The 24448-nt window shown below is 68.6% G+C and carries 17 protein-coding genes and 2 pseudogenes; 11 read left to right on the top strand and 8 right to left on the bottom strand.

The features are described from left to right. Positions 1 to 62 precede the first annotated feature (62 nt). The 3 genes and pseudogenes from ACFWUY_RS13935 to ACFWUY_RS13925 all read right to left on the bottom strand — a co-directional run. Positions 63 to 1232 (bottom strand): annotated as a pseudogene (locus ACFWUY_RS13935) (tyrosine-type recombinase/integrase); the annotation flags it as partial. A 311-nt stretch (positions 1233 to 1543) separates the two neighbouring features. Next, entirely contained in the window at positions 1544 to 2035 is a 492-nt protein-coding gene (locus ACFWUY_RS13930; protein WP_384106949.1) for a hypothetical protein, read from the bottom strand. 593 nt (positions 2036 to 2628) lie between these two features. After that, positions 2629 to 3515: pseudogene (locus ACFWUY_RS13925) on the bottom strand (SWIM zinc finger domain-containing protein); the annotation flags it as partial. A gap of 232 nt (positions 3516 to 3747) precedes the next feature. Between ACFWUY_RS13925 and ACFWUY_RS13920 the strand changes: the two are divergent. Next, complete coding sequence (locus ACFWUY_RS13920; RefSeq protein ID WP_384106947.1) at positions 3748 to 4419, top strand: hypothetical protein; 672 nt, start codon at positions 3748 to 3750, stop codon at positions 4417 to 4419. Positions 4420 to 4548: 129 nt separating this feature from the next. Here ACFWUY_RS13920 and ACFWUY_RS13915 read toward each other — a convergent pair whose 3' ends face one another. Together ACFWUY_RS13915 and ACFWUY_RS13910 are read right to left on the bottom strand one after the other, a co-directional pair. After that, entirely contained in the window at positions 4549 to 6039 is a 1491-nt protein-coding gene (locus ACFWUY_RS13915; RefSeq protein ID WP_384106943.1) for an N-acetylmuramoyl-L-alanine amidase, read from the bottom strand. Positions 6040 to 6283: 244 nt separating this feature from the next. Beyond that, positions 6284 to 6760 (bottom strand): MmpS family transport accessory protein, encoded by a 477-nt coding sequence (locus ACFWUY_RS13910; protein WP_384106939.1) that lies wholly within the window; start codon positions 6758 to 6760, stop codon positions 6284 to 6286. A gap of 438 nt (positions 6761 to 7198) precedes the next feature. Here ACFWUY_RS13910 and ACFWUY_RS13905 point away from each other — a divergent pair, with 438 nt between their 5' ends. The 9 genes from ACFWUY_RS13905 (at position 7199) to ACFWUY_RS13865 (ending at position 20843) form a co-directional block, all read left to right on the top strand. Then, positions 7199 to 15760 carry a DNRLRE domain-containing protein gene (locus ACFWUY_RS13905; RefSeq protein WP_384106937.1) on the top strand — a complete coding sequence of 2854 codons (8562 nt, stop codon included), beginning with the start codon at positions 7199 to 7201 and terminating at the stop codon, positions 15758 to 15760. A 91-nt stretch (positions 15761 to 15851) separates the two neighbouring features. Continuing rightward, positions 15852 to 16358, top strand: a complete 507-nt coding sequence (locus tag ACFWUY_RS13900) for a hypothetical protein (protein WP_384106935.1) — start codon at positions 15852 to 15854, stop codon at positions 16356 to 16358. A gap of 66 nt (positions 16359 to 16424) precedes the next feature. Further along, entirely contained in the window at positions 16425 to 17021 is a 597-nt protein-coding gene (gene lepB / locus ACFWUY_RS13895) for a signal peptidase I (RefSeq protein ID WP_384106933.1), read from the top strand. 554 nt (positions 17022 to 17575) lie between these two features. Beyond that, positions 17576 to 18028, top strand: coding sequence for a hypothetical protein (locus tag ACFWUY_RS13890; protein ID WP_384106931.1), 453 nt, complete (start codon positions 17576 to 17578; stop codon positions 18026 to 18028). 78 nt (positions 18029 to 18106) lie between these two features. Continuing rightward, complete coding sequence (locus ACFWUY_RS13885; RefSeq protein WP_384106929.1) at positions 18107 to 18238, top strand: hypothetical protein; 132 nt, start codon at positions 18107 to 18109, stop codon at positions 18236 to 18238. Positions 18239 to 18306: 68 nt separating this feature from the next. Next, positions 18307 to 18783, top strand: a complete 477-nt coding sequence (locus ACFWUY_RS13880) for a hypothetical protein (RefSeq protein ID WP_384106928.1) — start codon at positions 18307 to 18309, stop codon at positions 18781 to 18783. A 234-nt stretch (positions 18784 to 19017) separates the two neighbouring features. Then, positions 19018 to 19488 carry a hypothetical protein gene (locus ACFWUY_RS13875; RefSeq protein WP_384106926.1) on the top strand — a complete coding sequence of 157 codons (471 nt, stop codon included), beginning with the start codon at positions 19018 to 19020 and terminating at the stop codon, positions 19486 to 19488. Positions 19489 to 19530: 42 nt separating this feature from the next. Beyond that, positions 19531 to 20076, top strand: coding sequence for an RNA polymerase sigma factor (locus tag ACFWUY_RS13870; RefSeq protein WP_384106924.1), 546 nt, complete (start codon positions 19531 to 19533; stop codon positions 20074 to 20076). After that, on the top strand, positions 20073 to 20843 hold the full coding sequence (locus ACFWUY_RS13865) for a hypothetical protein (RefSeq protein WP_384106923.1): 771 nt from the start codon (positions 20073 to 20075) through the stop codon (positions 20841 to 20843). Before ACFWUY_RS13870 ends, ACFWUY_RS13865 begins: the two co-directional genes overlap by 4 nt. 73 nt (positions 20844 to 20916) lie before the next feature. Here ACFWUY_RS13865 and ACFWUY_RS13860 read toward each other — a convergent pair whose 3' ends face one another. From ACFWUY_RS13860 to ACFWUY_RS13850, 3 genes are all read right to left on the bottom strand, one after another. Further along, on the bottom strand, positions 20917 to 21339 hold the full coding sequence (locus tag ACFWUY_RS13860) for a hypothetical protein (RefSeq protein ID WP_384106919.1): 423 nt from the start codon (positions 21337 to 21339) through the stop codon (positions 20917 to 20919). A gap of 161 nt (positions 21340 to 21500) precedes the next feature. After that, positions 21501 to 23042 (bottom strand): M4 family metallopeptidase, encoded by a 1542-nt coding sequence (locus ACFWUY_RS13855; RefSeq protein WP_384107125.1) that lies wholly within the window; start codon positions 23040 to 23042, stop codon positions 21501 to 21503. A 356-nt stretch (positions 23043 to 23398) separates the two neighbouring features. Further along, a complete protein-coding gene (locus tag ACFWUY_RS13850; RefSeq protein ID WP_384106916.1) occupies positions 23399 to 23602 on the bottom strand; it encodes a hypothetical protein in 204 nt (67 codons plus the stop codon). Between the two features lie 206 nt (positions 23603 to 23808). Here ACFWUY_RS13850 and ACFWUY_RS13845 point away from each other — a divergent pair, with 206 nt between their 5' ends. Further along, positions 23809 to 24324 (top strand): hypothetical protein, encoded by a 516-nt coding sequence (locus ACFWUY_RS13845; RefSeq protein ID WP_384106912.1) that lies wholly within the window; start codon positions 23809 to 23811, stop codon positions 24322 to 24324. The last annotated feature ends 124 nt before the right edge of the window (positions 24325 to 24448 follow it).

Raw genomic sequence — 24448 nt, 5'->3', positions numbered from 1 at the left:
GGGCGGAAACGCGGAAGGCCCCGGGACAGGTCCCAGGGCCTCGCAGGGTGTTCACTCGTCTCTCACTCGTACTCGCGGAGCAGGTCCTCGATCCTCCGATTCGCTACTTCCTGCCGCCCGTCCAGGCACTTCGCGTACCGACTCAGCAGAACCTCCACGCTGTTGCCGGCGCGCTCGGCGACCTCGGTGGCGTCGACACCTGCGTTGAGCCACGTGGAGAGCGCGGAGTGCCGAAGGTCGTACGGGCGCCGGGCGAGCGGCGAGGTGACGACGGCCGGCGGGAACGCGAGCTACCGGGCCTCCTTCCAGGCCCGGTAGTAGGTCGAGGAGGACACCACTCCCCCGCTCTCGCTGAAGAACAGGCGTCCGTCGTCGGCCGTACCGAAGGTGTCGATGTGCTCGCGGAAGATGCTCACGAGCTGGGGCGGGATCGGCACCCGGCGGACGTCCTCGGTGGGGCGGTTCTTCAGGCCTCGGTCGTCGTGGCTCTCGCCGGAGTCGGTCCACTGCTTGCCGACACTGGGGCGCGTCCGGTGGAGGAGAGCAATCCCCCAGCCGGAAGCGGGAAGCGAGAGGTCCGGCTCGGCCAGGCCGACGACCTCGGCGGGCCGGAAGCCCCCGAAGTACATCCCAGCGAAGAGCCCGACCAAACGCCGGCCGCGGGCGCGGCGGTAGCCACCCACGTAGGAGACGGCATGAAGCAGGGACCGAACCTGCTCAGGGTTCGCGACGACTCGTGGATCTACCTCATTGGAGACCTTCGGTTTCTGCCAGCGAACGGAGGTCAGCGGATTCTCAGAGAACTCGCCAAGATCCACAGCGTAATTCAGCGCGTTGATGAGGGTGCGGCGCTTCCGCTGCACGGTCTCGGCCGCTGCAGCCGTCCCGTCCAGCTTCAGCTTGAGCGAGTCGAGAGTGGCCCGGCCGACCACGGGGTCGGTAAGGACGGCCAAGGGACGCGACGCCTTCGAGACCCAGTGGAGCGTGTCGCCCACGTCGACAGGGAGCTCCCTGTCAGCAGGACCGGGAAGGACGAAGGCCCAGGTTCGCAGCGTCTTGCGAAGCACGTCATCGGCGGGCCGACCAGGCCGATCCTCCAGGAGCGCGACCGTCACGGACGTGAGCGACTCGTTGATGCCGTCGCGTGTGTTCGGAGCTGCATGCGGCCACTTCATGGCCAGATACCTCAACGCGAATTCGTACCAGCTCAGAGTGGCTTTTTTCTCCGTCATCAAGGCACCCGCCCCGCTCCAGCCCGGCCGCCGGCCGCACGCCTAACAGCTCGGGTTGATGGGTGGCGAACCCCCCTGTGGCTGGGGCCGGTCGGCTCCACGGCTTTAGGCAGCCACTTTGGGGCGAGCCTCTAAGATCATGGCCCCAACGTCGTGATTTACCGGGCAGGTCCACAGAATGCCCGACGCGCCGAAAGCTTACGGGGCCATGATCACTCGCCCCAAAGCCGCTCCACCAACCTCATCGATACAGCCGAGCCAGGTTCGGGGCTCCCACTGCCCCACCCTCAAATGTCGGCCTACCTAAAGACTCACTGATTCATCCAGGCAACAGGAAGCGAACTTTGCCTGATGTACAGCACTCGCTTCACTCCTTGCCCATCTGGCACCGCGAATACGATGTGCCCTGTTCGGCAAGCTCCCGCAGCGAGTTCTTCGTCATCCATGGGATACAAGGGCTTAGGGAACCCGCTCAGATCTTCATCGAACGGGCTTACCAATGAGCCATCCGACAGCTCAAGGGCCCACGGCCAGGCCGAAATACTCATGGAGTCGTCGGCGCCGGCATCAGCCTCACCCCCGTCGTGGCAGATGCGAACTTTGAGCGAGGACCAGAAGTAACTACCGTCCAGGTAGTCATGCAGTTCCTGCGGTCGTTCCGCAGCGGGAACAACGTTCGACCGGTACTCAAGCACAGTGACGTTGCCACGCTGCTCAGATACGGTCCGATCGATTTCAGAGTCCCGCCTGAAGTCGTACGGTTGACCGAACTTGAGTTGATCAGCCAGCCTCACAGATCCCATGCTCCCCTGATCCTCAGACGCAGATGGTGTAGCTGTTGCCTCACTTGTCGCCGAAGGCGAGCCCACCGCCTTACTGGTCACTGCTGATCGAGTTCCCGCAACACTCTCGTTGCCGGATCCTTGATCCGAGGAACCACAAGCCGACGCCGACAGCGCAATAACGATCCCCAGCAAAACCAAGCCCCTACGCATTACCCACCCCAAGATCTCCACGATACTCACACATGATCACGATGCTCGAGATGGTAACGCCGCGCCAGTCACGACCCTTCGTCGGGCCGCCGCTGGGCCGTCCAAGGGCAACCAGAGACGACCAACGCTGACCACCACCGACAGCTAGGTCGCAGGTCGTAGCGTTGACCGATTACGTGTCCGCATGTGAGAGACCCGCCCCACCATTTCTTCGGCTCCTGAGCCCCCGGCAGTGGGAGCGCTCGCGCCAGCCCCGAAGGGGGAACGATGGGGCCATGACCAATGACCAGAAGGCAGCACAGCAGTTAGCCGGCCAGGCTCACGAGGTGGGGCGGGTGTCTGGGCGGGAGCGGTGGCGCGACGTGCTGCAGTGGGTGAGCCGCGGGCGGTTCGGGCAGCAGGTTGGCCTGCCTCGCGTCGACCGCGTACCGGCGCAGGGCGGCCATCCCCCGCTCGCCGAGCGGGTCCTCGTAGTCGAGCGGGTCGATGCCCGTCAGGTCGGCCGCGTCGTCGAGCGCGTGCGTCACCAGCCAGTGCGCGAGTTTGTCCGGGTCGGGGCTGGCCGCGCGGCAGGCTTCGTGGTGAGCGTCGGCGAGGTCGGTGCCGATCCGTCCGAGCCGGCCGTCGGAATCGTCGACGTTCTCGACCACGCCGGCCAGCATGCCGATCGCCTCCCGGGCCAGAGCCATCGCGTCGGCCGGCCGGCCGGAGGTCGTCAGTGAGCGGATCGCGTTGATCGCCTGCCCGGCCTGGTCGGCGTAGGCGCGGGCGTCGGCGTACTCGACGTAGCCGTACTGGGCGAACGGCCCGATGTCCAGCAGCTCACGGATGCGGGAGCGGACCTCGGCCAGGTCTCCGCGAGCGCTCGCCGCCCTCAGTTCCAGGCGGCGCCGCAGCTGCCGGTCCCCGGCCATTTCCTCCCGCACGAGGGCGCGCAGCTCCTCCCGCGAGAGGCCCGTCGGCCAGGCGTCGAGGCCCCGCGCCCTGTCCGGGCCGACTGACGCCGCCGGGAGAGGTCTGCCTTCTGACCGATCACGATCAGGCCGAGCGCGACCAGGTGCTTGCAGAAGTTGCCTTCCTGACCGTACGGGCAGTCGCACGTGCCCGTCGGCTTCCTGCGCCCGCCCAGGAGCAGCTCCACCTCGTACCGCTCCGTGCCGCGTACCGACGCCCTGATCCAGCCGTCACCGAACTCGACCCCGGACACCGCGTCGACGTAAGCGAGCCCACGCTCGAACGACCGCGCCCCGGCCAGCGCCCTCAGCTTCGCTTCCGTAAGGCCGCCCACGCGCCTCGCGCTCCGATCCGGCTCGGGATCCGCTCAACGGCCCTCACTCTAACGACCGTCAGGTCGAACGACTCCAGCGATCAGAACAGTGCCATCCTCACGAGGCGATGCCTCCAGCAGTTCGAGCACCCTCCTCGCCATGCCGACCCAGCCGTCCGGCCGCCCCTCCGCGGCACCTCGCACTCGCCCGTAGTGTCGTCGCCCGCTCCTCCCTTCCTCGGAAAGGTGCCGCATGACCAAGCCCGCCACCGTGAACCTGACGAAGGCCGCCCCCACGGTCTCCTTGGACAAACACGGCGTGACATCGGGACTGATCAAGGTCAACCTCAACTGGACCTCGCCGCAGGCCGCCGCTCAGCGGGCGGCCGGCGAGGCCCGCGGTCTGTTCGGCCGGATCCGGGCATCGCTGCGATCGGCCGCGGCCAGGAAGGTGGATCTCGACCTCGGCTGCATGATCCGCTGCACCGACGGCTCCAAGACCGTGGTCCAAGCCCTGGGCAACGCCTTCGGTGCGGTGGACCACTTCCCCTACGTCGCCCTCGACACGGACGACCGGACCGGGGCCCGGGAGACGGGAGAGAACCTCGTCATCAACCTGGACCACCAGGACGAGTTCCAGAAGCTCCTGCTCTTCGTCTACATCTACGACGGGTCCGGCGACTTCCGCGGCCTCGACGCGGTAGTGACCCTGATCTCCGACCGCGGCAACCGCTTCCGGGTGGCCCTGGACGACTGCCCGCCACAGGCACACGCCTGCGCCATCGCCCTCATCAAGCGGCAGAAGGGCGAACTCGTCATCGGACGCGAGGTGCGCTGGTTCACCCCACAGGACGGCTCCGTCGTCCATGACGTGATCTCCCGCGCGTACCGGCTCGGCATGAAATGGACTCCCGGCCGGAAGTAACCGCAGAGCACGTGCACCACGCCTTCCTGCACGTCAACGTCATCGTCAACGGCGACGGTGCGGTGCGACGCCGGGCGGCCGGGACCCTGTGAAGGTCCCGGCCGCTGTTGTTCGTGGTGCTCGTGCTCGTCAGTTTCCGGTGGCGTACGGGGAACCGCCCGCGGCCGTACGGATTCCCGGGAGCTCGGAGTACAGGCGCGCGCCGGGACAGAGCGTGGCATAGCCGTCGCGGTGCCCGGAGACGGTGTTCAGCGTGGCGGCCTGGCCCTTCGTCCACACGCCGGTGTCGGCGGCGGCGGTGAGCGTCACCTTCGCCTCCGGGTCGACGCCGTGCAGGCCGAGCTTCCAGGCGGCGAGGTCGGCGATGGCCTGCTTGGCCGCGGCCGTCGGGGTGCCGCCGGTCTCGTAGTTGCCGAGCAGGGAGATGCCGGAGGAGTAGCTGTTGAAGCCGTAGGTGTGCGCGCCGAGGACGGGCCGGTCGACGCCGCCCGCGCGGCCCTCGAAGACCGTGCCGCACTTGTCGACGAAGAAGTTGTAGCCGATGTCGTTCCAGCCGTTCGTCCGTACGTGGTACGTGAGGATCGCGCGGATGATGGCCGGAGAGTCGGCGCAGGTGTAGTCGTTCGTCCCGGCGGTGTGGTGGACGAAGACGGCGTCGACCTTGTTCAGGTACGAGGGCGGGTCCTGGACGAGGGACTCGTCCGCACCCCAGTCGGCACGGCTGACGATGGCCGGGGCGGTGGGAGCGGTCGGAGCGGTGGTGCTCGGCTCCGTGGTGGGGCCGTCGGTCGGAGGCCCGGTGGGTTCGTCCGTCGGGCCTTCCGTCGGGACTTCCGACGGGACTTCCGACGGGTCCGTGCCCGGGGCGGACTCGGTCGGGGTGGTGGACGGGGCCGGGTCCTCAGGCGCACCGGTCGGGGGCTGCGATGTCTCGCCGCTGCCTGGCTCCCCTGTCGTGTCACCCGGGTCGGCGCTGGGCGCGGCCGTCGTCGGTGTGCCGGTCGGCGCGGGTTCGGCGGGGGTGGTCTGCGTGGCGTCGGGGGAGGCGGTGGGCTTGCCACCGCCCTTTCCGCTCCCCTTGCCGCTGCCCTTGGCCTTGACGGTCTCGCCGGGGTCGATCATGTCGAGACGGAGCGCGTCGGGCACCGCGGTCTCCCCACCGTCCGCGACGACCCTTGCCTCGACCCCGTCCGACGGGCCGACCCACAGTGGCTCCGAGGCGCCCCGCACGTCCGGCTCTTTGCCCTCGGTGGACTCGGGTGCCCGTACGTCGAAGTCGAGGTCGCGCCATGCGCTCCACTCGCCGATGGCCGCCTCGCGGGTACGGATCTGAGCGGTGCCCTCGAAGGTGTCGCCGCTGTCCTCCCACGAGACGCCGATGAGCGAGAACGTCCGTGTCCCGGTGCGTGGGAGCGCGCGCCTCTTCGGGTCCTTGCCGTCCAGGGCCAGCACATGTGCCCTCGCCGGCCGTGTCCCGTCACCGGGCCCGGCCTCCTCGCCGCCCGCCGAGGCGGCGACGGCGGTCACACCCGTGCCTCCCAGGACGACGACCCCTGCCGCGAGCCACGTCACGCGCTTCTTGCCGTTCGCCCGCCTGGCGCGGGCTCCTCTCGGACTCATGTCCCATCCCTTGTGCGCAGCTGATCAGTATCCGCGGCCGGTCGCCGACGGCTGTTCATCTCGTGGGACGGGAAACGAGGGGGCAGTGCGGTTTCGGAAATTCTTCAGTTCCAACCGCTCTTCGCATTCTGGGAGTTCGGGCCCCGTATTCCCTTCCCACAGCGCAGCGGTTATACACGACGCGCCCCCTCCGACACACCCGGACACGCAAACCGGACAGCGGGATGTTCCGAAAGGTGACGTGTCACCCCTTTCCGTCACCGGAAAGCAGCTCGCCGGAACACGTGGCACGCCCGAACTCGCCCATGGCGGTGGCGCGCTGGACGTGCTTGCCGCGGACCGCCAGTGTGCAGGCAGCCTGCCCGCCCTTTCCGTCGAGGACGACGGCGACGGTCGGGGCCTTGCCGAGGGGCGCCCGGACCGACTTCTTCCAGGGCAGCGTGACGCCCTTCTCGACCGTGGCCGTGCCGTCCTCGCTGCGGGCGAGGTAGGAGATCTCGACGGTCCCCGTCCCCGTGACCTCGTACGTCACCTCGGCCGTCGGTGCGGCCTGCGGCTTCGGCTGCTCGTCGGTGTCGAGCACGCCGTAGCCGACGAGCCCGAGACAGGCGAGCAGGACGGTTCCGGCGACCAGCAACCCCCGCCGGTCCGGCGAGCCCTCGCCGTTCTCGGGTTCGCTCTCCTGTTGTGCGGCGTTTCCCGCGATTTCACTGGATGACATTAAAAGGCCCGGCTTTCGATGAACCGACAGATGAACCGGGCGGTTATACACCATCCCACCGCTCAGGCGCGAGCAGGCGGAGGAATCGGGCGAACGACACCTCTTCGGAGCGTCCGATTGTCCCTAATGTCGCCAGGGTTGACTTGCCTTCGCAAGGCTGGTTAGAAATCCCCCTGCGAATCCGCGAGTTCGCGTTTTTCCGCTTCTCGCGGTCAGTTCGCATTGCTTCAAGCCGGGCGGAAACATTCGCTCCGGCTCGTTCGGCGTGCCCATTTCGCGTACAGCGAAGCGGGTACGCCGATACCGAAAGGTATCGTGGTGAAATTTCCACGCAGGAGATTCATCTCCTGTCTGGTCGTGTCGGCGGTGGCGGGCACGCTACTGCCTCAGGTCGCCCATGCGGCTCCTCCTTCGTCACCCGCGGGTGACGACACCGGTGTGTTCGACACGGTCGCGGGCTGGTTCTCGGACGACGGCGAGGAGGCGAAGAAGCCCCCGGTCGGCGGGGCGCTGGAGATACCCAGCCGGGAGAAGCTGCCCAAGGGCGAGAAGCTCCCGAAGGCGAAGCGGGTCAAGGAGCTGACGGCCGAGCGCACCTCGCAGGCGCGTTTCTGGCAGCTCTCGGACGGCCGGATCGAGGCCGAACTGACGGCGGTGCCGACCTCGTACAGGTCCGGGAATTCCTGGAAGCCGGTCGAGACCACCGTGCGCGCCACCCGGGACAAGGGCTTCGGCTTCGCCAACACCGCGAACACCGGCAAGAGCTGGTTCGGCTCCGACGCCGGCCGGTTCATGCGCTTCGAGGCGGAGAACGGCGGGGCGGTCACGTTCGGCCTGGCAGGTGCCGGCGCGCTCAAGCCGGAGGCGAACGGTGACCGGGTCCTCTACAAGGACGCCGTCCCCGGCGCGGACCTGTCGTACCGGGTCGGCAACGGCCAGGTGAAGGAGGACATCGTCCTCACCGAACGCCCGGCAGGACCGGTGTCGTTCACCTTCACCCTGGACACCGAGGGCGGTCTGACGCCGAAGACCCGCAGGGACGGCTCGATCGCCTTCTTCGGCGAGGCCCCGGGCACTCCGGTGATGGTGATCCCGGCTCCGTACATGACGGACGCCAGGAAGGATCCGCAGTCGGTCACCGGCGGCACGTACAGCACCGCGGTCGCCCAGAAGCTGAGCCGTGACACGGACGGCAAGGGCTGGAAGCTGACCGTCACGCCGGACGCGAAGTGGCTCGCGGCGAAGGAGCGGCAGTACCCGGTCGTCATCGACCCGACGATCACGATCACGCCGATCGCCTCGGTCTCCGAGGACACGATGGTGCTGTCGGACCAGCCGGCGGCGAACTTCAACAACACCTGGAAGCTGTCGGTCGGCAAGACGGACACCGGCATCGCCCGCTCGCTGATCAAGTTCCCGTTGAGCGAGATCCCGGCGGGGGTGAAGGTCGACGCGGCCCGGCTGAGTCTGTACTACGACCAGGCGCACACCACCAACGCCAATGCCGTCGCCCTCGAGGCGCACCGGGCCACCGGGGCGTGGAGCGAGGCGGGGGCGACGCCCGCGACCTGGTCCAACACCAGCGCCCTGGTGGGTGAGCTGTCCGGCACCACGGTGTCCCTGGACGACGGTGACGCCGGTACGGCGGCGGTCGGCGAATGGCCGCGGGGCACCACCACCGGTGGCGCGGCGACCAACGACGACTACGCCTCCAACAAGAACGCGCTCACGGGCGAGTCGTACACCTGGCAGCCGAGGGTCCCGGAGACCGACACCTACCGGGTGGACGCGCACTACCCGGCGGCGGCGGACGCGGCCACGGCCGCCCCGTACACGGTCACCCACAACGGTGGCACCAAGAGCTACACGGTCAACCAGACCGGCACCGGTGGCGTCTGGAAGACCCTCGACGCGACGGAGCTGAGCTTCGCCAAGGGCAACGCCGGCAAGATCGTCCTGGGTGACACCGGCTCGGCCACGACCCGCACGCTGGCCGACTCGGTGCGGCTCGTGAACCCCGCCGAGATCACCAAGGCCGCCTGGGACTACAACAAGTGGCACGACTTCCCCGTCGCCGACACCGTCCAGAAGTGGGTCTCGGGCACGGCGGCCAACCACGGCTTCGTGCTCAAGGCCAAGGACGAGACGGCCACCGCTCCGCAGGGCGGCCCGCGCTACGAGGCCGCCGACGGCAACGTCTACGGCGGCGAGACGTCCACGTATCCGCGCCTGACGGTGACCTACGGGGCCGTCGGCACGTCACTGAACTCGCCGACCGTGGTCCACTCCACCGGTCCTGAGCTCTCCTGGCCGGCGTACGCCAACGGCAGCGGTGACACCGGTCTGGACATCGTGGAGTACCAGCTGCACCGCTCCACGCAGCAGGTCTTCACGCCGTCCGCCGCGACGCTGATCGCCCCGATCGCGTCCACGGCCACCGCCTACACGGACACCACGGCGGTGCCGACCCCGGACTCCTCCTCCAGCGAGATCGGCAAGTCGTACTACTACCAGCTCGCGGTCAAGACCAAGAGCGGACAGCTCCTCGGGTCGCCGACCCGGATCGTGGGCATCCCCAAGGCCGGCCGGACGATGAGGATCATCCAGGCGGGCCAGGTCGACACCACGCTCTCCTCGCAGCAGCCGACCGTCAACCACGACGGCCTGGTCTCCGGCAAGGCGCAGGCCTGGCTGAGCGTCGGCAACAACTCCGGCACGTACGGCAAGACACGCGCCGCCCTGAAGTTCCCCACCACATCCATCCCCACCACCGCCACGGTGCTGGAGAACAAGATGTACATGTGGGGCGCCGAGACCACCAGCACCACCAACGGCGCGATCTACGAACTGCACTCCCTGACCCGGGACTTCACCGAGACCCAGGCCACGTGGAACAACGCCAACTCGACCACGCCGTGGACCACCGCGGGCGGTGACTTCTCCGCCACCGTCTCCGACACCGTCCCGCAGATCACCGACGAGGTCGGCCGCCACTGGTGGGACGCCACCGGACTCATGCAGTCCTGGGTCAAGACCCCCACCAACAACAAGGGCGTCCTGGTCAAGCTGAAGGACGAGACCACCACCGGCCCGCAGGAGCGCACGCTGTTCCTGTCGTCCGAGGCCTCGGACCCGCAGCTGCGGCCGTACATGCAGGTCATCTACGTCGACTCGACCACCGAGGACACGTACTACGCGCCGACCACCCCGGCCCGGATGACCCCGAACACCACGTACACGGTGGAGTTCACGGTCACCAACACCACGTCCGCGGCGTGGGCGGCCGGTGAGCGGCAGCTGTCCTACACCTGGAAGCTGCCCGACGGCACGGACGTCACGACCGGCGGCAACCAGCTGTCCACCGCGATCCCGGCCCTCCTGCCGGGCAAGTCGGCGACGATCCAGGCACAGGTCAAGACGCCGATCAACTCCGACAACGGCAACAAGCGCAACGAGTACGTGCTCGGCTGGGACGTCCGCAAGATCGCCGACGGCACCTGGCTCTCCGCCGGCACCGGCGGCATCCCGTCGCTGAAGCAGAACGTCGCGGTGGAGGACCCCACCTCCAACACGCTGGGCATGGAGAAGTTCTACTCCTACACCGGCAAGAACACCGGCGCCGGTTCGAACTTCATGAACAACCTGGCGTCCGGCAACGGCGTGTGGCAGTACAACGCGATCACCAACCCCGGCCGCGGGCTGAGCACCTTCGCCCGCTTCGCCTACAACAGCCAGGACACCTCGGACACGGTCGCCGGTCACGGCTGGTCGTTCCAGCTCTCGGGCCCCGTCCGGCTCGGCGCACCGCTGGACTTCCACCCCAACCCCGACCCGACCGAGATCCGCCTCCCGGACGGCGACGGCACCACGCACGTCTTCCGCAAGCAGGCCGACGGCACCTGGAAGGCCCCCGCGGGCGTCCACTACAAGGTCACCATGAAGGCCGGCCTGGACTGCAAGCCCACCAAGGACCCGGTCCCCGACGCCTGGACGCTCACCCGCCCGGACGGCACGCGTTTCCTCTTCGGCTGCGACGGCTACCTGACGTCCTCCGTCGACAAGAACGGCAACACGCAGACGTTCACCTACGAGGAGCGCAAGTCCAACAACAAGCCGACCAAGTTCCTCAAGTACATCACCGACCCGGCCGGCCGACAGACCCTCACCGTCGACTACTGGACCAAGGGCCAGTCCGGCTACCAGTACGTCAATGACTCCGGCGTACTCACCACCGACGCCGGTGCGCTGAACAACTCGAAGATTTACGACCACATCCGCTCGGTGACCGACGTCTCCGGCCGGAAGATCGAGTTCCACTACACCGCCAAGGGCCTGCTCGGGCAGTTCACCGACGGTGTGGGCTCGACGCAGCCGAAGGTGTTCAAGTTCACCTACGACGCCACGCAGGGCAACAAGAACGTCAAGCTCGTCAAGGCCACCGACCCCCGCGGGAGCAACACGCAGTTCGCGTACTACGCGCCGCAGGCCGGTGACGACCCGAAGTACCACTGGTGGACCAAGACGATCACCGACCGTCTCGGTTTCCTCACCGGCTTCGCGTACAAGGCGAACACGGCGAATCCCAAGTTCACCGACACCAAGGTCACCGACGCCGAGGCACACGCCACGGACTACGTGACGGACGACTTCGGCCGCCCGGTCCAGACGACCAACGCCAAGTCCCAGGTCGCCAAGATGGCGTGGGACGCCGACAACAACGTCACATACGTGGAGGAGGCCAACGGGGCCAAGGCCGCGTACTGCTACGACCAGAAGACGGGCTACCCCCTCTGGTCGCGCGACGCGGAGAACAACAAGGGCGGTGTCCCGCCGTCCTCGGACTGCGCCCCGGGCACCTACCCGGCGAACTCACAGCAGTACAGCTACCAGACCCGCCTGGACGGCTTCTCCGCCGACCTGTTCACCAAGACCTCACCCGAGGGCCGTAAGTGGCAGTTCGGCTATGACTCGTTCGGCAACCTGAAGACGGTCACCGACCCCAAGGGCGTCGCGACCGCGACGGCGGGCGACTACACCACCACGTACGAATACGACGCGTACGGTCAGCTGACCAAGGCGATCGACGCCAACGGCAACCCGACGACCAACAGCGAGTTCGGTCCGACGGGCTACCCGGCCAAGATCACCGACGCCTTGGGCAAGGCTGCGTCGTTCGTCTACGACGAGCGCGGTCAAGTCCGCGAGACCACCGACGCGCTGGGCAAGAAGACCACGCAGACGTACGACACCTTCGGACGTCCGCTGACCAAGGTCGTGCCGAAGGACCAGGCGGCCGGAGACCTGATCACGTTGTCGGCGCCGGAGTACGACGCCAACGACAACGTCACCAAGGCGACCGCGCCCAACGGCGCCGTCTCGACCGCGGTCTTCGACGCGGCCGACCAGATCACCTCGGACATCGTGCCGAAGGACACGGCCACCTCCGCCGAGCGGAAGACGGTCTACACCTACGACCGGGTCGGCAATCTCCGGACGAAGACCGAGCCCAAGGGCGTACTCACCACGGGCGACGCCACCGATCACGTCATCACCAACACGTTCGACGAGATCTACCAGCTGGCCTCCGTGGTGAACTCCGCGCAGCAGAAGATCTCGTACGAGTACGACAACGTCGGCAACGTCGTCCGGATCGTCGATCCGAAGAGGAACGCCACCGCGGACACGACCGACTACCTGTCCCAGACCGCCTACGACCTGAACCACCGGGTCACCACGGTCACGGACCCCGTCGGCAAGTCCGTCACGACGACCTACGACAAGGACTCCCTGGTCGTCCAGACCAAGGACGCCGAGGGCAACATCACCTACGTCGACTACGACGAGCGAGGGAAGCAGAAGGAGGTCCGGACCCCCTACGAGGGGACCACGTTCCGCAAGACCCAGTACGAGTACGACCAGGTCGGAAACACCACCAAGGTCGTCTCCCCCCGTGGTGCGGCCACGGCCACCGCCGACGACTTCACCTCGCGCACCGAGTACGACGCGCTGAACCGTCCGGTCAAGCAGTACCAGCCGTACGACCCGGCGGACTCCCGCTACAACGACCCCAACGTCTACACGCAGACCGTGTACGACGCCGTGGGCCGCGTGACGAAGAGGTCGCTGCCCCCGTCGGAGGGCCAGACGGTCCGCAACGACACGGTCATCGAATACTTCGACAACGGCTGGACGCGGAAGTCCACCGATCCGTGGGACATCACGACCACGTACGACTACACCGAGCTCGGGCAGCAGAAGGCCCGCACGCTGACGTCGGCGGGCGGCTCCTCCGACCGCACCATGACCTGGTCGTACTACCCCGACGGCAAGCTCAAGTCCAAGGCGGACGACGGCGTGCCGGTGGGCAAGTCGGTGGTCCTGGTGGACAACTCCGACAGCCAGCACACCTCGGCCACCGGTACGTGGGCCAAGGGCGACGTCACCGGGCAGCAGGGCTACGACCACCGCACGCACGCGGCCGGCACGGGCACGGACGCCTTCACGTGGACGCTCAACGTTCCCAAGGACGGCACGTACACCGCGTACGTGAAGTACCCGAAGGTGACGGGTGCCGCGACCACGGCGAGGTACACGCTGTCGCAGGGTGCCACCACGCATCCCGCGGTGACCAAGGACCAGAACGCCGCGACCGGCACCTGGGTCCAGCTCGGCTCGTACACCCTCAAGCAGGGCAACGACGCCAAGCTGAAGCTCGAGCAGAACAGCGGCGGCGTCGTGGTCGCCGACGGTGTGAAGCTGGTGCGTGACACGTCCGGCGAGACGGACTCCGAAAAGAAGTCCTTCGCCTACGCCTACGACGTGAACGGCAACCTGACCTCGATCGACGACACCTCGTCGGGCGCCAAGGTCGACGCCTACACCATGGTCTACAGCGGCCTGAACCAGGTCGCCAAGGTCACCGAAGCGCTCGCCGGGACGGAGAAGAAGTCCACGTCGTACACGTACGACGCCAACGGCAAGCCGGAGACCATCACCCACCCCGACCAGTTCTCCAAGTACACCTACGACCTTCGGGATCTGATCAAGACCGTCTCGGTCGGCAAGTCGTCCACGGACGCCTCGCCGAAGGTGACCTCGTACACGTACACCGACCGTGGTCTGAAGCTCCAGGAGACCAAGAACAACAAGAACACGGTCGACTACACCTACTACCTCAACGGCGCCGTCAAGACGAGCGTCGAGAAGAAGCCGAACGGCACCCTCGTCTCCTCGCACACCTACGCCTACGACCCCAATGGGAACAAGGCGCAGGACGTCGCGAAGAAGATGAACGCCGACAGCACCTCGGCCTATCTCGAGTCGACCACCGCCTACACCTACGACCCCGCGAACCGGCTCGCCAAGTCGGTCAAGACCGGTACCGGTGCGGGCACCGAGACGTACGTCCATGACGACAACGCCAACGTCGTCAGCCAGACGGTCAAGGGCACGTCCACGACGTACACCTACGACCGCAACCGGCTGGTCTCCGCGACCGCCGGCGGTTCGGCGGCCACGTACAACTACGACCCGTTCGGCCGTCAGGAGTCCGTCACCGGCGGTGGCCAGGTCATCGAACGCTCGGTGTACGACGGCTTCGACCATGTCGTCGAGTCCCAGAAGAGGGACGACGCGGGCTCGCTGAAGTCCACCACGTACACCTTCGACCCGCTCGACCGCACGGCGTCCAAGACGGCCGACGGCAAGACCACCGACTTCACCTACCTCGGTCTGTCGTCCGAGGTGCTCAGTGAAGAAGTCGTCGGCGAGCTGACGAAGTCGTACCAGTACAGCCCGTGGGGCGAGCGTCTTTCCCAGGTCAAGCACAACACCGACGGCACCAGCGAAGACGGCTACTACGGCTACAACTCGCACACCGACGTCGAGACGCTGACCGACAAGGACGGCAACTCCAAGGCCACCTACGGCTACACCGCCTACGGGTCGGACGACGAATCCGAGTTCACCGGTATCGACAAGCCCGACGCCGGCGACCCGACCAAGGAGACCTACAACCCCTACCGCTACAACTCGAAGCGGTGGGACTCCCACGCCGGCACCTACGACATGGGCTTCCGGGACTACAACCCCGGTCTCAACCGGTTCACCAGCCGGGACATGTACAACGGTGCCCTCGCGGACATGGGGCTCGGTTCCGATCCGTACACCGGAAACCGTTACGCCTTCACCGGCGGAAACCCCACGAGTTTCGTCGAGCTGGACGGCCACATATTCGGCTGTGACTGGTGCGGCGACGTCCTCGACACGATCGGGGACGTCGCCACCGGCACGGTGAAGAAGGCGGGGGGCGGCTGGAAGACCGTCGCCGACACCTTCCTCACGGGAATCGGCTGGTACAACGAGACGGCCCCCAACGGGTACGAGTCCGAGTACACGGGCAACCGCAGCAAGGGACGGCTCGTCGAGCCCGACGGGCAGTGGGACTGGGTCGGGGGAGACACGCTTTTCCCGTTCGGGCAGGACTACTGCGACGACGACGAAAGCGTCGTCTTCTATCAGGCTCTTGACAAGTACGACCGGGCACAGGGAGCGCGGGCCTGCCTCAACTCCGGCGACTTCAGCTGGGAGAGCGGAGACAACAAGGACGTCAAGGGAAATCCCGACTCCATGATCAAGGGAACTCAGGTCCCGCGGCCCATGCGGAACTTCCCCGAGACCGTGACCCCTGGTTTCAAGCCCGGTCAGGACATGAACCGCGGTCACCTGTTGGGAAACCAGCTGGGTGGTAGCGGTACCGAGATGCGGAATCTCGTCAGCTTGTACGCCAGGCCCAATCAGAGGGTGATGGCGGCGTACGAGAACCAGGTTGCCGACATGGTGGCCAAGGGGCAGACGGTCTACTACGAGGTGACCGCCAACTACACGGGGAAGAACGCCGTTCCCGACAGCCTGACCATCAAGTGGTTGAACCTGGACACGGGGGAAATGCCACGCGATCCCATCACGATCTGGAACACACCGACGGGGCTCAAGCCGTAGGTCGGTAAGCTGGATCACCGGAGGTGCAGGCGGACATCGATCCTGATGTCCGCCTGCACCCCGCCCTTCTGTGAAAGGTCTTTACATGTGGGTGCAACGTATACTCGAATTCACGGGCTGGGAGCCGTCGGCGCACTCCGTCGACTGGGCAGCGGTAGAGGAGGAGCTTCGCATTCCTCTGCCGGCGGACTTCAAGCAACTGTGTGAGGGTTTCGGCGGAGGAACCTTCTGTGACTCCGTCGCTTTTTACGGCAGGACGGAGGGGTCTCATTTCAATTTCCTCCTGCCGTGGCAAGCACCCCTTCCCCTTCCCGCGGAAAGCGGTCAGTACCAGGAGTACACGCCGGGCGGAAAGGGGTACATCAAATGGGCCTCGACAGAATGGGGCTCTGAATACTGCTGGCTCGTCGACGCGCAGCAGCCCGGTACGTATCCTGTCCTCGCGCGGGGCGAAGCCGGCGAGTGGTGCGAATACGACATGTCGACGTCGGAATTTCTCTACAGAGTCCTGGCGGACAAGGATTTCCAACCGTTCGGCATCGCCCGGTACGGCCTCGACCCGACGTTCCAGCCGGGCCCCGGGGCTCACGGCGGCTGACGGGAGGCAAGGAGGGTGTCGACGCAGCAGCAGAGCGCGGGCCGCGGACTGAGAATCGCCGCATGGGTGCTGGTTCCTCTAGGGCTGGTCCTGGCGCTGGGCGCCGTGGGAGGGATCGTGCGCGGCGGTGGCCTGGAAGGCGAGCGGATCACTGTCAGGGGCGACGCGATGCGACCCACGTACAGTCCTGGCGAGCGGCTGACCGTCATGCGGGTCGGTGAAGGGGAGATACGCCGGGGCGACGTCGTCCTCGTCAGTGTGCCCGGTCGGTACGGGAACGCGCCGGTCCTGCAGCGGGTGATCGGCCTGGGCGGGGACCACGTGGAGTCCCGTGACGGTGTGCGGGTCGCGGTGAACGGCAAGCGGATCGACGAACCGTACGTGATGCGTGACCCGCTCGGTTCGGCAGGCTCACCGTACGAGGTGACCGTGCCGGAGGAGCGCTTGTTCCTGCTGGGCGACAACCGGCCCGTCGCGAACGACTCGCGCTACTTCCTCGACGAGCAGTCGGGCAGCGTCGCGGCCTCCGACGTGCGCGGCCGTGTCCGAGCTGAAGGGGCCGTGCCGCTGGCGCTGTGGGCACTGGTGGCCTTCGGAGCCCTGCTCGCACTGGTCGGGATCGGATCGGGAGTCTGGGGGTATATGACCAGGCAGCGCCCCTGACGTGGTGGTAACGACATGGTCCGTGGCTTGCTCTGGATCTTGCGGGAGGGTCCGCCGACGGAGTCGGCGGGCCTTTTCGGCTTTCGGGGCAGGTGATGGGTCGGGCGCGAGGACCCTGCGACGGCGTTGTCCGGTCTTCCCGGCAGCCTCGGCGGTCTCGCCATGGAGGTCACCGACCGGGTCAAGCGGCGGGTGGGCCGGCCCTCGGTGTCGGTCTGGGGCGAGCGCGCGTGGAGACCCTCACGTTGCGGGGACGTGCCCGGCGGTGTCGCTTGCGGGCCGCTCCAGCAAAGAGGGGTCCCCCGGCGCCGGCCTCCGATTACCGGGGGACCCCGATCCTCAGCCGTCGACGCGCGTTCCGCTGTCGACCGCCGGCCGCGCTCGGTACCGCCGGTGGGCCTGCGTCCCGGTGCTGCACGGCGGGCCTGATCCATGGGGATGTGGCGGTGATCACAGCGTGAAGCCGTGATGATCCCTGCGCTCGTTCCGCTGGATTCCGCGAGGACCACGAAGGACCGGGCACCGACCGGTTCGCGTACGAAGGGTGGGAAACGATGGACCACGACGGTCGGGCGCTGCGAGCCTCCGAGATGAGCGGGTATGCCGCCGAGTTCGTCTCCCGCGCGACGGCGAGGGCGCTCTTGCCGCTGGACTACTCGGTGGCCAGCCTGCGCATCGTGGATCGGGTGGTGGACGGGCTGCGACGGACGACCGATGACCCTTCTGCCGTCAGGCAAGCCCTCCAGGGGCTCGGCGCGTACGCCGGTGAGGTGTTCGTTCGCGGATTCGGCGCGCGTTGGGTCGACTTCGACGAGGAGACCTACGGGCTCTTCCAGCAGCCGGTCGGCGTGCGGAGCACGGACGGGCGGGCGTGGAACCCGTTGGGCAAGGTGGTGAACCGCTTCGAGCTGGGCGCCGCGGAGTCCGTGCACGAACTCTCCTTCCTCTTCCCGGGGCGAGTCCGGACCTCCCCGCTCACGGCCTGTGCTGGCGGACGCGTAAGGTAGCGGGCCGGGAAGGGGCCGACGGCGCCATCAGTTGCCGCGTTCCCAGACGACATCACGCAGGAAGATCGACTGGCACCGATGAAGGCTCGCGATGTTGCGCTGGGGCGTGCTGTCGAGCGAGCCCGAGCCGGCGACGAGCTCGACGGGCGCACCTTCACCCTCGACCTGGACGAGCTGCCCCGGCCCGAACCGGAGACCGGCGCGCGCTGACGAGCCGGCTGCCGGTGGCCGGGAACAACCTGGCGTGTCAGCGGTGGTCATGAGGGTGCGGGGGGTGAGTGACGTTCAGCCCCGCGACCGCGTTCGTCTGGGAGCCGGCGACCTTCGAAGTAGCCCTGCGCGAGGCCGAGGGGGATCCGGGCGCCATCGGCATGCCCCAACTGTCCGGCAGCTTCTACCCGTCGGCCGCCCACTGCTACGCACCCCACGGCACGAGCGCGGGCAGGGCCGACGAGAACCGCGGTGCCGGTCGCGAGAAGCAGCCCCCGGCCGTGGCATGGGTGAACAGGAGCAGCATCCCCGGCGTGGCCGCCGCCGCCCACCCCGGTCTCGAGGCGCTGAGCATCGGCGTGTGGGAGGACGAGCCGCTCAGCCTCGAACCGCTCGTCGGGCTTCCGCGGCTGCGGACCCTGACCGCCTTGCCGGACGTGCTCGCCGAGGTCCTGTCGAAGCGGTCCGACCCGTTCGTCGAGGACCTGTTCCAGGAGTTCCTGGATGCCCTGGGCATCGCACGCCGACCACACGAGGCCCCATGAAGGTCCGGGTTCGGCCTCCTTCACCGCGTACGCCGACCGGGGCGAACGGATCGAGGTCCCCAACACCGCCTGCCGGCTCACCCATTGGGATGTGGCGGTGACCACAGCGCGAACCCGTGATGATCCGGCGCCCGGTTCCGCTGGGTTCTTGGGAGGACGTGGAGAACCCGCGGCCTCCCAGGGGGCCGGAGGGACCGGGGGACCGCACCGGTTCGTACACGAGGGGTGGGACCGATGGACCGAGTCAGCCGCACGCTGCGGGCCGCCGACATGAGCCGGTACGCCTCCACGTTCGCGTCCCGCACGTCCGTGAAGGCACGGCTCCCCCTCGACTTCTCCGCGGCCAGCCTGCGCATCGTCGACCGCGTGGTGGACGGTGTGCGGCAGAGGGCCGACGACCCGGTCGACGTCGCACCGGTCCTCCAGGAACTCGGTGCGTACGTCGGTGAGGTGCTCGTCCGGCAGGCGCGAGCCCGCTGGGTCGACTTCGACGACATGACGTCCGAGCTGTTCCGGCAGCCGGTCGGCGTCCGGACGCCCGACGGGCGGGGGTGGAACCCGCTCGGCAAGGTGGTCAACCGCTTCGAGCTGGGCCCGGACGAATCCGCTTACGAGCTCTTCCTGTTGGTTCCGCGTCGTCCGAAGCGTCCTGCCGCTGTCACGGGGGTCGGCCGACAGCCGGCGGCCGGCAGCCGCGTAGGGTGATGCGCTGGACGGCGTGACGCGGGAAGACCGAGGGAAGATCATTTGAGGGCGGACGACGCCACTCTGCAGCATGCGGTGGAGCGTGCGCAGAACGGTGACGACGAGGCGTTCGCCGACGCGTACCGGATCGTGCAGCCCGGGCTCCTGGGATATCTGAGAGGGCTTGTCGGCGAGTCCGCCGAGGACGTGGCCTCCGACGCGTGGCTCGAGATAGCCCGCGACCTGGCGCGGTTCCGCGGGGACGGTGCGGGGTTTCGCGGCTGGACCGCGACCATCGCCCGCCACCGCGCGCTGGACCACCTGCGGCGCCTGCGCTCCCGACCGCGTACGGCCCCGTTCGAGCAGGAGATGCTCGACCTGCCCTCGCCGCGGGAGACGGCGGTCGAGGCCCTGGAGGCGATATCCACCGCCGAGGCCCTGGCCCTGGTCGCCGGGCTCCCCCGGGACCAGGCCGAGGCGGTGCTGCTGCGGGTGGTCGTCGGGCTGGACGGACCCGTGGCGGCCCGGGTGCTGGGCAAGCGGGTAGGAGCGGTACGCTCCGCCGCGCACCGCGGACTGAAGCGGCTCGCGAAGGAAATGCTGGGATGAGTGGTGAAGACGGTATGCGGGAACACGACGACGTCGAGGCGGCACTGGCCGCTGCCCTGCGCCCCACGGGCGTGGACGACGCCTCGGCCCGAGCTGCCGTCGCCGCGTTCCGTACGGCCCGCGACACGGGTCTGCACGCGTCTGGGCGCACCGGACGCCGCGAGGACTGGCGTCCCGCACCGGAACGCCGCCCGGGACGTTCGCTGAAGACCGCGCTCGCGGCCCTGGCCGCGAGTCTGACCCTGGGCGGCGTGGCGATCGCCGCGACCGTTCCGCTCGACCTCTTCGACGAGACCGAGGCCCGCGAATCCGAACCCCACCGCAGCGCCTCCGCTCCTCTGCCGTCGGAGGAACCCGCGGGCCCGCGGCCCGAGCCCCCGCTCCCGGGTTCGCCGTCTTCGCTCCGGGCCCCCGCCACCCATCCCGTTCCCCACGCCACCGTCACCGCCACCGCCGCCACCCGGTCGGCGTCGACGGTCGAGTCCCTCTGTCGCGCGTACGAGAAGGTCGTGGGCAAGGGCAGGGCCATGGAAGCCACGGCCTGGAAGCGTCTGGTCGCCGCGGCCGGCGGCAAGGACGTCCCGTCGTACTGCGCCTCTCTCCCGACCTCCGAGGCCACGCCGCCGCCTCCGGCATCCGGGAACCGGCACTCCGATCCCCTGTCCAAGAGCCCCTTCGACACCCCCGCGGAACCCGAAGCGGGCAGTTCGACCCGTCGCCCCCATAGGCCTGCCGGGAACGCGCCGACCACCGGGCACGGTCGCTGACCACGGGAAGTGCCTCGGAGACCGAGTCATGGGGCCTCCGGCACGGGCAAGAGCTTGACCGGCCGGACACGCCCTAGTCGGCGGTCACCCCCCAGTAACCGATCTGAGCGGGCTCGCCGTCGCGATAGAGCACGGTGCAGTTGCCCTGGGTGCGATCGGGATAGTCCAACCGGCCCGAATCGAGCGCCTCGTCCCATTCCTCGTAGGTGGGTCGGCCGTCCGGTGACCAGGCGCGCACCTCGTCGTCGGTCAGCGGGCGCATGAACGGACCGTCGTCCGTGTCCGTGGCGTCGATCATGCGAGGGAAGTCCAGCACGGTGGCTGTGCCGCCGGTGAAGACGTACTCGTGCCATGCCGGGTCCTGCCACAACTCCTCGATGGATCGCCCTCCGGATCCGTGGTCGTCCCGCGCGAGCGTCTCCACCCTGGCCTGCCGGAACGCGGCTGCCGGATCGCGCTGATACGGGCCCGTCTGGGTCCACGCGTCACCGCCCACCCTCGTCCCCTCCCTTTGAGCTGTCCTGACGAAAACGCAGCGTAGGGGACGGCACCGACAGCGCACCTCGCTCGATCACCCGCGACCACCCGGCCGTCGACACGGGCAGGGGCCGCCCGGCCGACGACGCTGGCCGGGCGGCCCCTGGGTGGTGGATGTGGTTACTTGACGTTGATCGCCGTCCAGGCCTTGGCGACCGCCGTGTACTCGGGGCTGCCCGCGCCGTAGAGGTCGGTGGTCGCGGAGAGGGTGGCCGTGCGGGCGCCGGCGTAGGTGGTGGAGGAGGTCATGTAGGTCGAGAGGGCCTTGAACCAGATCTTGTAGGCCTTGTCGCGGCCGATGCCCGTGAGGGTGGAGCCGTCGTAGGTCGGGGAGTCGTACGAGACGCCGTTGAGCGTCTTGGCGCCGCTGCCCTCGGAGAGCAGGTAGAAGAAGTGGTTCGCCGGGCCCGAGGAGTGGTGGACGTCGAGGCGGCCGAGGCTGCTGGACCAGTAGTCGGCCGAGCTGCCGTCGCGGCTCGGCTTGTCCATGTAGCGGAGCGGGGTGCCGTTGCCGCGGATGTCGATCTTCTCGCCGATGAGGTAGTCGCCGATGTCCGAGGCGTTGGCCGCGTAGAACTCGACCGAGGTGCCGAGGATGTCGGAGGTGGCCTCGTTGAGGCCGCCCGACTCCTTGCTGTAGCGCAGGTTCGCGGTCGAGGCGGTGAGGCCGTGGGTCATCTCGTGGCCGGCCACGTCGATGGAGGTGAGCGGCTTGGCGTTGCCCGCGCCGTCGCCGTACGTCATGCAGAAGCAGGAGTCGGACCAGAAGGCGTTGACGTACGCGTTGCCGTAGTGGACGCGGGAGTAGGCGGCGACGCCGTCGCCGCGGATGCCGTTGCGGCCGAGCTCGTTCTTGTAGAAGTCCCAGGTGACGGCGGCGCCGTAGTGGGCGTCGGCCGCGGCGGTCTCCCGGTTGGTGGCGAGGCCGTTGCCCCAGGTGTCGGTGCTGTTGGTGAAGAGCGAACCGGTGCCGCTGGTGGCGCCCTTCAGGTCGTACGTCTTGTGGCCGCCGCGGGCGGCGTCCGTGAGGGTGTACGAGGGCGCGGTGCCGAGGGTGACCGTGCCGCTGTACTGGGTGTGGCCGGTGCCCGTCTCGATCGCCTCGTAGGAGTACAGCTCCTTGCCGGTGGTGGCGTCGGTGACGACGTGACGCTCGCTCGGGGTGCCGTCGGCCTGGACGCCCGTGACGGTCGTCTCCCAGGCGAGGGTCGGCTTGCCGGTGGCCGCCCAGATCACCTTGCGGGACGAGGAGGGGGCGGCGGACCGCGCCTCGGAGGACGCCGCGGCCGACTTCCCCGCGGTCGCGGCCGTGACCTTGGCCGTCGTGCTCGCCACGGATATCCGGGCGTCGGTCGCCTTGGTGGTGGCGCGCGAACCGTTCTTCCTCTGGTGGACGACGAGGTCGCCACCGAGGACGGGGAGGCCCTCGTAGGTGCGCTCGTAACGCGTGTGGACGGTGCCGTCGGCGTCCTTGACGACGTCCCGGACGACGAGCTTCTCCTGGCCGGAGAGGCCGATGGCCCTGGCGGTGGCGGCGGCTCCGGCCTGCGCCTCCTGCACGGCGGCGGCGCGCTGGGGGCCGGTGAGGACGAGCGCGGTGGCGCCGGCCTCGCGCTGGACATCGGCGCTGGCGGATCCGGTCTGGACTCCGACGACGACCATGGCGGCCGATGCGATCAGGGCGGCGGCGCGGGTGGCGGTGGTGCGGGTGGGGCGACGGTGCGAGGACTGCTGGCGGGTCACGCGGGCTCCTTCGCTGAAAAGCGTGGGGATCGTGGGGGGTGTGGGGGGTGGTGCGGCTGGAAGCGTGCCAGCGAAGAAGCCTCTTTGACAGGTCTGCAACAAGAATTTGACCATGTGTTGTCCGAAGGACAGTGAATCGTGTTCGCTATGCGGGGCGTTGAGGGTGAAAAGGGGGATGCACTGCCCGTGATCGGGCAGGGTGGGACGACCTTGGTGGTTGTCGTCGCCATGGCACTCAGGGCGCCAGTACGACCGCCGCCCTGTGGGCGCCCGCGTCACCGTCCGGCGTCCGGCGGTTGCGTCGGTGCGGTGCGGTGCGGCAGTCGTCCGGCCCTGGCGCGGCAGGCCGTGTGCTTGCGCGGAGTCGCCTTCTTCGTCGCGGTCTTCTTCGCCGGGCCCGCCGCGCGCGCCTGGAAGCCCTCGTCCTTCTCATGGACGACATCACGCCACGTCTGGAGCGGTACGGGGCTTCCTGGCACCCCTTTTCACGCCCGAGCGGGCGGGGGAAGTGCCGCGAACGGGGGCAGGGGTGGGGGTGTCCGGCGGCCGTACAGAGGTGACGGGGAGCGGGGGCCGTGCGTTCCGGTTCCGGCGGGGGCACGGCCCGGTGGGGACCGGGGCCGTAGGACCCCGGGCCGGGAGAACCAGGATCCGGGGCCCGGAACCTGGAAGCCCCGTCAGGGTCGTGGTGCTCGGCCCGGCCGTCGGCGTCATGCGGCCACAGGCCGCCGACGAGGCCCCCGTACACCCGGAGCCGCCCCGGCAGCTCCCGTACTCGCCCCGGCTGGACCAGTTCCGCGCGCTCGTCTTCGCCCTCGACGGCGGGCCGTGCGCGTACCGGGAGAGGCGCCCGGGCTTCACCGGCCCGCCGCGTTCCCCCGCGGACCGGGCACACGCCGGGGCGCCCGTCCCGTACATCGCCTCCGGCCTCCTCGCCGCCCCCGGTCGGGACACGTACGAGGTCTGCCGCTCCCCGACCGACGAGGGCCCCTCCGCACGGCCCTGCGGGAGGCCGGGCCGCCGATCCGGCGCGTCCTCGCCACCCGGAGGCCGGCCCCGACCTGCCGGGCGGGTCCGTCCGGCCGGGCCTGACGGAAGGTCCGGCCCGCCGAGACGGGCGACGGCCCGCTGCTCGACGCCCCCGGCCCGGCCGAGCGGCCCCGCGCCCTGGTCGTACGCCTCCACGACGGGCGTACCGTGACCGTCTCCCCCCGAGGTCGGGACGCCGGACACGGGACGGTGCGGTGGGTCGCCCCGTCCACCGCGTCGACCCGCGACAGCTCGCGGGACGGCAGCGACAGGAGAACGCGGCCTTCGTCCGGTCC

The organism is Streptomyces sp. NPDC058664 (genome assembly GCF_042716635.1).
Taxonomy (GTDB): domain Bacteria; phylum Actinomycetota; class Actinomycetes; order Streptomycetales; family Streptomycetaceae; genus Streptomyces.
The sequence above is the reverse complement of the archived record's forward strand: the minus strand, read 5'-3'. Positions and strand labels throughout refer to the sequence as shown.

What these genes read in the sequence shown, in the direction of transcription:
- ACFWUY_RS13930 (WP_384106949.1), bottom strand. Translation starts at nt 2,035, where the DNA reads ATGGGATCTGTGAGGCTGGCTGATCAACTCAAGTTCGGTCAACCGTAC.
- ACFWUY_RS13920 (WP_384106947.1), top strand. Translation starts at nt 3,748, where the DNA reads ATGACCAAGCCCGCCACCGTGAACCTGACGAAGGCCGCCCCCACGGTC.
- ACFWUY_RS13915 (WP_384106943.1), bottom strand. Translation starts at nt 6,039, where the DNA reads ATGAGTCCGAGAGGAGCCCGCGCCAGGCGGGCGAACGGCAAGAAGCGC.
- ACFWUY_RS13910 (WP_384106939.1), bottom strand. Translation starts at nt 6,760, where the DNA reads ATGTCATCCAGTGAAATCGCGGGAAACGCCGCACAACAGGAGAGCGAA.
- ACFWUY_RS13890 (WP_384106931.1), top strand. Translation starts at nt 17,576, where the DNA reads ATGGACCACGACGGTCGGGCGCTGCGAGCCTCCGAGATGAGCGGGTAT.
- ACFWUY_RS13885 (WP_384106929.1), top strand. Translation starts at nt 18,107, where the DNA reads ATGAAGGCTCGCGATGTTGCGCTGGGGCGTGCTGTCGAGCGAGCCCGA.
- ACFWUY_RS13875 (WP_384106926.1), top strand. Translation starts at nt 19,018, where the DNA reads ATGGACCGAGTCAGCCGCACGCTGCGGGCCGCCGACATGAGCCGGTAC.
- ACFWUY_RS13865 (WP_384106923.1), top strand. Translation starts at nt 20,073, where the DNA reads ATGAGTGGTGAAGACGGTATGCGGGAACACGACGACGTCGAGGCGGCA.
- ACFWUY_RS13855 (WP_384107125.1), bottom strand. Translation starts at nt 23,042, where the DNA reads ATGGTCGTCGTCGGAGTCCAGACCGGATCCGCCAGCGCCGATGTCCAG.